Source organism: Ideonella sp. B508-1 (genome assembly GCF_000333615.1).
In the GTDB taxonomy this organism is placed as follows: Bacteria; Pseudomonadota; Gammaproteobacteria; order Burkholderiales; family Burkholderiaceae_C; genus Ideonella.
On the sequence record NZ_BADL01000434.1, the window covers coordinates 1 to 7016 of the forward strand.

At 70.2% G+C, this 7016-nt stretch carries 5 protein-coding genes and 1 pseudogene; 5 read left to right on the forward strand and 1 reads right to left on the reverse strand.

The window, feature by feature from the left end; translation table 11 throughout:
- From mfd to I73_RS17615, 5 genes and pseudogenes are all read left to right on the forward strand, one after another.
- Positions 1-2191, forward strand: a pseudogene (gene mfd / locus I73_RS28750) (transcription-repair coupling factor); the annotation flags it as partial.
- A gap of 60 nt (positions 2192-2251) precedes the next feature.
- A complete protein-coding gene (locus I73_RS17600; protein WP_022981816.1) occupies positions 2252-3175 on the forward strand; it encodes an aminotransferase class IV in 924 nt (307 codons plus the stop codon).
- Positions 3172-3945 carry a hypothetical protein gene (locus tag I73_RS28755; RefSeq protein WP_022981817.1) on the forward strand — a complete coding sequence of 258 codons (774 nt, stop codon included), beginning with the start codon at positions 3172-3174 and terminating at the stop codon, positions 3943-3945. Before I73_RS17600 ends, I73_RS28755 begins: the two co-directional genes overlap by 4 nt.
- A gap of 45 nt (positions 3946-3990) precedes the next feature.
- Complete coding sequence (serB, locus tag I73_RS17610) at positions 3991-4701, forward strand: phosphoserine phosphatase SerB (RefSeq protein ID WP_022981818.1); 711 nt, start codon at positions 3991-3993, stop codon at positions 4699-4701.
- 91 nt (positions 4702-4792) lie between these two features.
- On the forward strand, positions 4793-5515 hold the full coding sequence (locus I73_RS17615) for a response regulator (protein ID WP_022981819.1): 723 nt from the start codon (positions 4793-4795) through the stop codon (positions 5513-5515).
- Here I73_RS17615 and I73_RS17620 read toward each other — a convergent pair.
- On the reverse strand, positions 5475-7016 hold a 1542-nt coding region (locus I73_RS17620), incomplete at its 5' end, for a DUF3418 domain-containing protein (protein WP_040500727.1). The genes I73_RS17615 and I73_RS17620 overlap by 41 nt on opposite strands.

A 7016-nucleotide genomic window follows, 5' to 3' on the forward strand; every position in this document is an offset into this window, starting at 1 on the left:
GCGCCGCTGACGGCCCGGTTCTTCTGGCACGAGCCCGAAGCGCAGCTGGCGGTGCAGTTCATCACCGAAGGCGAGCTGTTCGCCAGCGCGCCCGGCACCCGGCGCCGGCGCAAGCAGGAGCAGACCAGCAACGTCGATGCGCTGATCAAGGACCTCTCCGAGCTGAAGCTGGGCGACCCGGTGGTGCACTCAGCCCACGGCATCGGCCGCTACCAGGGCCTGGTCAGCATCGACACCGGGCTGGAGGGCCCCAGCGAATTCCTGCACCTGGAGTACGCCGACCAGGCCACGCTCTACGTGCCGGTCAGCCAGCTGCACCTGATCAGCCGCTACACCGGCGTCAGCGCCGAGGAGGCCCCGCTGCACAAACTGGGCAGCAACCAGTGGGACAAGGCTCGGCGCAAGGCCGCCGAGCAGGTGCGCGATGCCGCGGCCGAGCTGCTCAACATCTACGCCCTGCGCGCCGCGCGCGAGGGCATGGCCCACCGCTTCTCCCCGCACGACTACGAGGCCTTCGCCGCCAGCTTCGGCTTCGAGGAAACGCCGGATCAGCAGGCCGCCATCCACGCGGTGATCCAGGACATGATCAGCCCGCGGCCGATGGACCGGCTGGTCTGCGGCGACGTGGGCTTCGGCAAGACCGAGGTGGCCCTGCGCGCGGCCTTCGTCGCGGTGCACGCGGGCAAGCAGGTGGCCCTGCTGGCGCCCACCACGCTGCTGGCCGAACAGCATTACCAGACCATCGTCGACCGCTTCGGCAAGTGGCCGGTCAAGGTGGCGGAGCTGAGCCGCTTCCGCAGTGCCAAGGAGGTCAAGGTGGCGCTGGAAGGCATTGCCGACGGCACGATCGACATCGTCGTGGGCACGCACAAACTGCTGTCCAAGGAGGTGCAGTTCAAGCGCCTGGGCCTCTTGATCATCGACGAGGAACACCGCTTCGGCGTGCGCCACAAGGAGGCCATGAAGGCCTTGCGCGCCGAGGTGGACGTGCTGACGCTGACCGCCACCCCCATCCCGCGCACCCTGGGCATGGCGCTGGAGGGCCTGCGCGATCTGTCGGTCATCGCCACCGCGCCGCAGCGCCGCCTGGCGATCAAGACCTTTGTGCGCAACGAGGGCAAGAGCGTGATCCGCGAGGCGGTGCTGCGTGAGCTCAAGCGCGGCGGCCAGGTCTACTTCCTGCACAACGAGGTGGAGACCATCGAGAACCGCCGCCAGGCCCTGGCCGAGTTGATCCCCGAGGCCCGCATCGGCGTGGCCCACGGCCAGATGCCCGAGCGCGAGCTGGAGCGGGTGATGCGCGAGTTCACCACCCAGCGCTTCAACGTGCTGCTGTGCTCGACCATCATCGAGACCGGCATCGACGTGCCCAGCGCCAACACCATCATCATCAGCCGGGCCGACAAGTTCGGTCTGGCCCAGCTGCACCAGCTGCGCGGCCGCGTGGGCCGCAGCCACCACCAGGCCTATGCCTACCTGCTGGTGCCCGATGTGGAAGGCCTGACCAAGCAGGCCAGCCAGCGCCTGACGGCCATCCAGGAGATGGAGGAGCTGGGCTCGGGCTTCTACCTGGCCATGCACGACCTGGAGATCCGCGGTGCCGGCGAGGTGCTGGGCGACAACCAGAGCGGCAACATGATGGAGGTGGGCTTCCAGCTCTACAACGAAATGCTGGCCGAGGCGGTGCGTGCACTGAAGAACGGCGAGGAGCCCGACCTGCTGAGCCCGCACAGCGCGGTCTTCGGCGCCGCCACCGAGATCAACCTGCACACCCCCGCCTTGCTGCCCGACGCCTACTGCGGCGACGTGCACACCCGGCTGAACTTCTACAAGCGCCTGGCCACGGCCGAGAAGCCCGAGCAGCTCGACCGCCTGCTCGAAGAGATCACCGACCGCTTCGGCAAGCTGCCGCCCCAGGGCCAGGCCCTGTTCGACACCACCGCCTGCGCATCCAGGCCAAGCCCTACGGCGTGGTGAAGATCGACGCCCACCCCAGCTGATGAGCGTGACCTTCCGGCCCAATCCGCCGGTGGACGCGCTGCGCATCATCGAGCTGGTGCAGAAGAACCGGGCGGTCAAGCTGGTGGGCAACGAGAAGCTGCGCATCGACCGCGAGATCGCCGACCCGCGCGAGCGCGCCACCTACCTGCGTGATCTGCTGCGCTCGCTGGGCCAGCCGGTGAAGGCCTGAGTCGCCGCGGAGCCGGGGCGCGAGGCTAGACTGGGGCATTCCGGTTTCCTCAGCCCCGCCATGTCCCAGAGCATCCACGACTTCCACGACGACCCCCGCAACGCGGACATCCGCATCTGGATCAACGGCCAGCTGAAGACGCGGGCCGAGGCCACGGTCTCGGTCTTCGACAGCGGCTTCGTGCTGGGCGACGGCGTGTGGGAAGGGCTGCGGGTGGTGAACGGCCACCCGGCCTTCCTGGACGCCCACCTGGCGCGGCTGTGGGAAGGCGCCAAGGCCATCCTGCTGGACATCGGCCTGAGCCGGGCCGAACTGACCCAGGCCATCTACGACACCCTGGCGGCCAACCAGATGCACGACGGCGTGCACATCCGGCTGATGGTCAGCCGCGGCGTCAAGCGCACGCCCTACCAGGACCCGCGGGTCACCGTGGGCCCGGCCACCATCGTCATCCTGCCGGAGTTCAAGCTGGCCAAGCCCGAGACGGTGCAGGCCGGGCTCAAGCTGTTCACCGTGCACGTGCGTCGGGGCTACCCGGACGTGCTGGACCCCAAGCTCAACAGCCACAGCAAGCTCAACTGCATCACCGCCTGCATCCAGGCCACGGCCGCCGGGGCCGACGAGGCCCTGATGCTGGACCCGCACGGCTTCGTCGCCACCTGCAACTCCACCCACTTCTTCATCGTGCGAGGCGGCGAAGTGTGGACCAGCAGCGGCGACTACTGCCTGGGCGGCATCACCCGCAGCAACGTGATCCAGGTCTGCCGCGAGGCCGGCATCCCGGTGTTCGAGAAGAACTTCAGCCTGACCCAGGTCTACAGCGCCGAAGAGGCCTTCTGCACCGGCACCTTTGCCGGCGTGGTGCCGGTGCGCGAGGTGGACGGCCGCCCGATGGAAGGCGGCGTGCCCGGGCCGATGGTGCTGCGCCTGCAAGCCCTCTACAAGGCGCTGGTGGCCCGCGACGTGGCGGCGCGCAGCGCATGACCGGCGCCCAGACCCCCCTGCGCGTGGCCATGTGGAGCGGCCCGCGCAACATCTCCACCGCGATGATGCGGGCCTGGGAGAACCGCGGCGACTGCGCGGTGAGCGACGAGCCGCTGTACGCGGCCTACCTGGCCGCCACCGGCCTGGACCACCCGGGCCGAGACGAGGTCATTGCCGACGGCGACACCGACGCCGCGCGCGTGGCCCAGGCCCTGAGCGAGGGCCCGGCCCCGGGCGGCCAGCCCGTCTGGTACCAGAAGCACATGAGCCACCACCTGCTGCCCGGCATGGCCACGGACTGGGTGCACCGGCTGCACAACATCCTGCTCATCCGCGACCCCGCCCAGGTGGTGGACAGCTATCTGAAGAGCCGCGCCACGGTGGCCCCCGAGGACATCGGCCTGCTGCAGCAGGCCCAGCTGTTCGACCGGCTCGCCCAGCACAGCGGGCAGGCGCCGATGGTGATCGACGCCGAGGACTTCCTGCAGGCCCCCGAGGCCTTTCTGCGGGCCGTCTGTGGCGCGCTGGGCATCGCCTTCACGCCGCGCATGCTGCACTGGCCAGCGGGCCGGCGGGACAGCGACGGCATCTGGGCGCCCTACTGGTACGACGCGGTCTGGGCCTCCACCGGCTTCGAGCCCTGGCGCCCGCGTGCACCGCGGCTGCAGGGCCAGGCGCTGGCCGTGGCCGAGGCCTGCCGCCCGGCCTATGCGCAGCTGCACCAACACCGTCTGCGGCCCGCAGACGCCCCGGCCGGGGCCGCCCCGTAAAATTCGCGCCGTCTTTGCCCGCCTGCCGAGCCACTCGGCCCTCCGATGTCCCACACCGAATTCGCGCCCGGCCTGAAGGTCCAGGGCCTGACCCCGCCGCTGCGCCTGGCCGACTACCGCCTGGCCGCCTTCGACATGGATTCCACGCTGATCAACCTCGAATGCGTGGACGAGATCGCCTCGGCCGTGGGCAAAAAGGCCGAGGTCGCCGCCATCACCGAGGCCGCGATGCGTGGCGAGATCGCCGACTACAAGGAGAGCCTGCGCCAGCGCGTGGCCCTGCTGCGCGGCGTGCCGGTGTCGGCCATGCAGGCCATCTACGACGAACGCCTGCAGCTCAACCCCGGTGTGGCCACCTTCGTGGCCGCCTGCCAGGCCGCCGGCCTGAAGACGCTGCTGGTCTCCGGCGGCTTCACCTTCTTCACCGACCGGGTGAAGGACCGGCTGAAGCTGGATTTCGCCCGCTCCAATGTGCTGGAGATCGAAGGCGACACCCTGACCGGCCGCATGGTGGACCAGGCCTGGGGCGACATCGTGGACGGCGAGGAAAAGCGCCGCACCCTGCTGCAGACCTGCGAGCAGTTGGGTATCGCCCCGGGCCAGGCCATCGCCGTGGGTGACGGCGCCAACGACCTGCCGATGATGGGCGTGGCCGGCCTGTCGGTGGCCTACCACGCCAAGCCGGCGGTGCGCGCCCAGGCCCAGGTGTCGATCGAACAGGGCGGCATGGACCGCCTTCTGGAACTGCTGCGCTGAGTCGTCTGAAAACCCCGCCGGCGTGACGCCCGGCACGCCCTGCGCACTTTCCCGGCTCAACCCCGGCCCGTCAGCGTCCGATATCGCTGACATGAGCCACATCCTGATCGTCGACCCCGTTGCCCCGCGCTGCCGGGTGGTGCTGGAACTGCTGGCCACGGTGGGCTGGGAACCCGAGGCCGTTGCCACGCCCTGGGAAGCCCTGGGCGTGATCAAACGCAAACCGCTGCGACTGATCGTCATCAACGGCGGCAGCCACAGCAGCGCCGGCCTGGCCCTGAGCTACCTGCTGCGCACCTGCCGCGACTGGGCCCACATCCCGGTGCTGCAGCTGGGCGGCGACGAGGACGACGCCGAGGCCCGCGAGGCCCTCCGCGCCGGGGTGAATTTCCGCATCGGCTACGACACCGGCTTCGAGGATCTGCTGCTGCGCCTGGCCCTGCTGATGGGCAACGAACCCGCTACGCGCGCCATCCTCGAAGCCTCGCCCGCCAGCGCCTTCGACGAGGCCCTGACCCAGGTCTGGCAAGCCCAGACCGATCTGCTGCACCACCCCCACCTGCTGCCAGGCACGCTGTACGCCGCCCGCGAGGTGTTGGAGCGGCTGCTGAGCCTGCGCCGGGACGACGCCTCGGTGGAGGCCGCCATGGCCCTGACCCGCGTGCCGCGCGGTGGCCCTGCCCTGCGCCAGTGGGCCGACCGCCACCTGCCCTGCCCGCCTCAGACCCTGGACCCGGCCTTCGAACGGCTGATGGGCCGCTGCTTCTCGCCGCTCAGCTGGACAGCTGAGCCCAGGTCTTCTCCAACCGCTTGACCGACACCGGCTGCGGCGTGCGCAGCTCCTGCGCGAACAGGCTGATGCGCAGCTCCTCCAGCTGCCAGCGGAAGTCATCCAGCCGGCTGTCGGCCTGCCCCTTCAGATCCGCCAGACGGCGCTGGTAGCGCTGCTCCAGCGGGCGCAGCTCGACCAGACGCTGACCGTCACGCACGGGGTCGGCCCGCAGCTTGTCCAGCCGCATGACGATGCCCTTGAGGTAGCGCGGGAAGTGCTGCAGCTGCGCATAGGGCGTGAGCGCCACGAAGCGCTTGGGCACCAGGCGCTGCAGCTGGGCGGTGATGTCGTCGGCCACCTCCTTGGGCGGCCGCGCATCCTTGAGCTTGCGGGCGGCCGCAGCGTACTCGGCCAGCACGGTGCCGGCCAGGCGGGCCACCTCCTGGGCGATCAGGTTCAGGCGGCTGCGCCCTTCCTCGATGCGGCGCTCGAAGGCCTGCTTGTCTTGCGGCAACGGATCGGCCAGGAAGGCCTTGTCCAGCGCCACCTCGATGATCTGGGCCTTGAGCTCCTCCGCCGTCCCCAGGGGCATGTAGGCCACGGCCATCTTGGTGAGGTCGGGGATGTTCTTCTCGAGGTACTTCAAGGGCTCGCGGATCTGCAGCGCCACCAGGCGGCGCAGGCCACCGCGGTGCCTGGCCGCCGCCACGTCCGGTTCGTCGAAGACCTCGATCTCCACATGCGCGCCCTTGTCGATCAGCGCCGGGAAGCCGATCAGCGTCTGGCCGGCCTTGCGGATCTCCATCAGCTCGGGCAGCTCGCCGAAGGTCCAGGCGGTGTGCTGCTGTACCGGGGTGTCGACCGGTGCCGGCGCAGCGGCCTTGACCACCGCCACCGCGGCCTGGCCGCCCGAGGGCGTGCGGATCATCTGCGGCTGCGGTGCCGGCGCGGGCGCGGCCTGCAGCTTCAGCGCGGCCAGGGCCTGGAAGGCCGAACGCGCCTGCCCGCCCAACTCGGCCTTGAGGGTGGCCAGTTGCCGACCCAGACCCAGCTGGCGGCCGTGCTCGTCCACCACGCGGAAGTTCATGAACAGGTGGGGCGGCAGCTGTTCGAGCTTGAAGTCGTTGCGCTGGATGGCCAGCTGGGTGCGCTCGCGCACGGCCTTGAGCAGCACGTCCACCAGCGCCCCCTGGGCAAAGGGCGCGGTGGCGCAGAACTCGGCCACGAACTCGGGCAGCGGCACCAGGCGGGAACGCGGGCGCTGGTGCAGGCTCTTGACCAGGGCCATCACCTTGGCCTCCAGCATGCCGGGCACCAGCCATTCGCAGCGCTCCTCGCTGACCTGGTTGAGCGCGTAGATCGGCACCGTGACGGTCACGCCGTCCTTGGGGTCGCCGGGCTGGTGCAGGTAGCTGGCCGCGCAGTCCACCCCGCCCAGGCGCACCGTGCGCGGGAAGGCGCTGGAGGTCACGCCAGCGGCCTCGTGGCGCATCAGCTCCTCGCGGCTGAGCATCAGCAGCTTGGGGTGTCGCGGCGGCCTCGC

What these genes read in the sequence shown, in the direction of transcription:
- serB (WP_022981818.1), top strand. Translation starts at nt 3,991, where the DNA reads ATGTCCCACACCGAATTCGCGCCCGGCCTGAAGGTCCAGGGCCTGACC.
- I73_RS17615 (WP_022981819.1), top strand. Translation starts at nt 4,793, where the DNA reads ATGAGCCACATCCTGATCGTCGACCCCGTTGCCCCGCGCTGCCGGGTG.
- I73_RS28755 (WP_022981817.1), top strand. Translation starts at nt 3,172, where the DNA reads ATGACCGGCGCCCAGACCCCCCTGCGCGTGGCCATGTGGAGCGGCCCG.
- I73_RS17600 (WP_022981816.1), top strand. Translation starts at nt 2,252, where the DNA reads ATGTCCCAGAGCATCCACGACTTCCACGACGACCCCCGCAACGCGGAC.